This window comes from Pseudomonadota bacterium, assembly GCA_039024915.1.
Lineage (GTDB): Bacteria > Pseudomonadota > Alphaproteobacteria > Rhizobiales > MH13 > MH13.
In genome coordinates, this window is sequence record JBCCPK010000022.1 from 1 (window position 1) to 3,232 (window position 3,232).

Genomic DNA, 3,232 nt, shown 5'->3' on the forward strand with positions numbered 1-3,232 from the left:
ACCAAAGCAGCGATCGTTCATCTTGATTGCGACCTATATCAGTCCACCGTGGAGTGTTTCGATGCCCTTGTGCGAGATGACGTGCTTCAGGACGGAACGATCCTCTTGTTCGACGACTGGAACTGCAATCGTGGTAACCCACTCTTTGGCCAGAGACGTGCGTTCGATGAATTTCTCGCCAAGAATGCGGATCGGTTCTCTGCGTCGCACTTCTACAATTACGGGCACAATTGTTCGGCGTGGATTCTTCACGACATGACGTTGGGCGACGTGCTCGATACGTGAGCGTGCCTTGCCTGTATGCTGTTGGCGAATGTTCAAAACTTGCCACTCGGTCGAAGGTGTGTGATCGGGCTTGTATGATGACCTGGTCCGAACACGAGCCCTGCGATGCCTGATATTGCCGTCATAGGCGGTGGCTTCATCGCGCAAATTGCCCATATCGGTCCGTTAAGTGCCTTGCCGAATGTGCGCCTAACGGCATTGTCGGAGCCTGCCCCGGAGCTTCTGGAGAACGTGGGCAAGACCCATAGTTTCGACGCTCAGTACAGTGCCTACCAGGACCTGTTGGCTGCTGGAAACTTCGATGCTCTGGTGGTCTGCTTGCCCTTGAAGGCGCAGGAACTGGTGGTGCGTGATGCACTGAAGACGGGTAAGCCAGTTCTGTCCGAAAAGCCGATGGCTTTAACTTTAGATGCAGCTCAAGCGCTTGCAGACCTTGCCGCGGACCATGAAGCCGACTGGACCATTGGATTCATGAAGCGCCACGATCCGGGAGTTCAACAGTTAAGAGCGATGCTGGCTGATCCAGCCACCACACAGAGGCTCGGCCCCATCCGTCATGTGGCAATGCGTGATTTCTGTGCGCGCTACGGTGTGGTACCGCCTGAACATTTTCGCCGCAGTGGTAGTCGTATCGTGCGGTATCCCGAAGCGGTTGATGCGCCTGACTGGTTGCCGCCAGAACTCGGTGATTCTTATCGCTACTGTCTCAACGTCATGAGTCACGATGTTAATCTGCTCCGCTTCCTGTTCGGTGATGGGTTGCTGCTGCAGCGCTTCTCCAGCGATGCGACCAAGACCCAACGGGCATCACTCATGGCAGGCGAGGTTCCTATTGATCTCGTGGCAGCGCCGGTGTGGACGGGCGTTTGGGATCAGCAGCTTGACGTGACCTTCGCCAATGGTCGTCTGTCGCTCATCATTCCCTCGCCGCTGGATATGAGCGCCCACGCGCGTATCGAATGTCGCGATCACGACGGGTTGCATCAGATTGAGGTGCAGACCGGCAACACGCCTTGGGCTTTTGCTCGGCAAGCGCGAAACTTTGTTGAAGGGCTGGAAAAAGGCAACGATTCCGGCAATAAGCCCGCCAATTGCTTGCAGGATATGAAACTGATCGACGCTATGTGGCGATCAGTCGTTGCGTGAATTCATGACCGAGTCTTTCTACACTCTTCGCGACACATGCCGCCTTTGCCATAGCGCAAAGATGAACAAAGTTGTGCCGCTTGCTGCACTGCCCGTGGCTTCTCCCAATGTGGGACAAAGCACGCTTGTGGAAGACGTAGCGCCCGCCGATTGCTGGCAGTGTGGCGATTGTGGCCATCTCCAACTGGCGACCATCGTCGATCCGGCCTTTCAGTATCGCAACTTCCAATACGAGACCGGCATATCACTTGGACTTCGTGAGCATTTCGGTCGCTTCATGGCGGAGCTCGTGGAGCGTGGCGATCTGACGAAGGACAGCTTCGTCATCGATATTGGCTCCAACGATGGCTCGTTGTTGCAGCTGGCGAAGGATCATGGTGCCGCCAAGGTGCAAGGGATCGATCCGGCAGAGCGTATTGCGCGCGACGCAACCGAGCGGGGCATCCCCACGATCGGCGATTTCTTCACACAGGATTTGGCGGACAAGATCGCCGCAGAACAGGGTCTTGCCGACGTCGTTATCTCTAACAACACTGTCGCCAATATTGATGATCTCCATGCCCTCTTTGAGGGTGCGAAGACCGTGATGGCTGATGACGGTATTCTCGTCGTCGAGACGCAGTATGCCCTCGACATGATTGAGCGAATGCTGCTCGACGTGATCTATCACGAGCACATTTCCTATTTTGCTACGCGCCCGACGCAGGCATTTTTCGACTCACTCGGTCTGGAGCTCATTCGCTCAGAGCGCATCGCGCCGAAGGGTGGTTCCATCCGCTTCATCGCCCAGAAAAAAGGCGGGTCTCGCGCGGTGGATGCAAGCGTCGGGGAGTTGATTGCGGAAGAAGAAAAAGCCGGCTTTTACGACGGGCGCCTTTTCGACACGTTCAACAAACGCATCGCCGAAACCGGCGCCGAAATACGCAAGCGTTTGGAAGAATCGCGTCAGAAAACTGGTCGCGGTCTCGCCTTTGGCGCGTCTGTCGGTTGCGCAGCGCTGATCCATTATTTCGAGCTGGGCGACCTGATTGACGCCGTGTTTGATGACACGCCGCTGACCAACATTATACGTTCCACTCATGGTGATATTCCGGTGCTCACGGGCGCCCAGTTGAAGAATGAGATGCCATGCGATGTCGGTGTGCTGGCCTGGCGCTATACGACTGCAATCGCCAGCCGCCAGCCGGAATTCGTGGCCGCTGGTGGCCGCTTCTACCGTACCTTGCCGGACCTCGCCTATCGCGATGGTACCGAAGATGAAAAGCCGATGGCTTGACCGTTAGGCCAGCCAACAACCGCAACGCCCACACTACCGAGGAGCCCCGCTCATGGCCAAACTGAACGACATGACGGTCGCAGCCGATATCGGCGCCCGCTACGGCATCCACCCCACCTGGAACAATTACGATGCGCCGGTGCATCACATCGCCTTCGAACCTGATCCGGAAGAAGCTGAGCGTCTGCGTGAAATTTATCAGCAGACCGCGTCGTTCAAATATGAGGTCGAGGAAAAGGCGCTCGACAAGGAAAAGGGCAAGCGCGAATTTTACCTCACCCGCCACCGCGGCCTGTCTTCCTGCCTGAAGCCGGACCTGACGTCCGAATGCTTCCGCCACCTTAAGCCAGGTCAGGCGGAAATCGACGAGACTCTCGAAATCGACATGGAAACCGGTGACGATGTCTTTGAAGAGTTGGGCCTGTTCCCGGACTTTCTAAAAGTCGACACGGAAGGCACCGAGCAGGATGTGATCGAAGGTTTCGACGCGATGCTGGAGAAGGGTATTCTGGGCGTCCGCGCTTC

The 3,232-nt window shown here is 56.4% G+C and carries 4 protein-coding genes; all 4 read left to right on the plus strand.

Annotated features, from left to right (window positions below):
* Nucleotides 1–285 (plus strand): hypothetical protein (locus AAF739_17965; protein ID MEM6384554.1); only part of this gene is annotated, 285 nt, incomplete at its 5' end.
* Between the two features lie 105 nt (nucleotides 286–390).
* On the plus strand, nucleotides 391–1,431 hold the full coding sequence (locus tag AAF739_17970; GenBank protein MEM6384555.1) for a Gfo/Idh/MocA family oxidoreductase: 1,041 nt from the start codon (nucleotides 391–393) through the stop codon (nucleotides 1,429–1,431).
* Between the two features lie 277 nt (nucleotides 1,432–1,708).
* Nucleotides 1,709–2,707 (plus strand): class I SAM-dependent methyltransferase, encoded by a 999-nt coding sequence (locus AAF739_17975; GenBank protein ID MEM6384556.1) that lies wholly within the window; start codon nucleotides 1,709–1,711, stop codon nucleotides 2,705–2,707.
* 52 nt (nucleotides 2,708–2,759) lie between these two features.
* On the plus strand, nucleotides 2,760–3,232 hold a 473-nt coding region (locus AAF739_17980; protein ID MEM6384557.1), incomplete at its 3' end, for an FkbM family methyltransferase.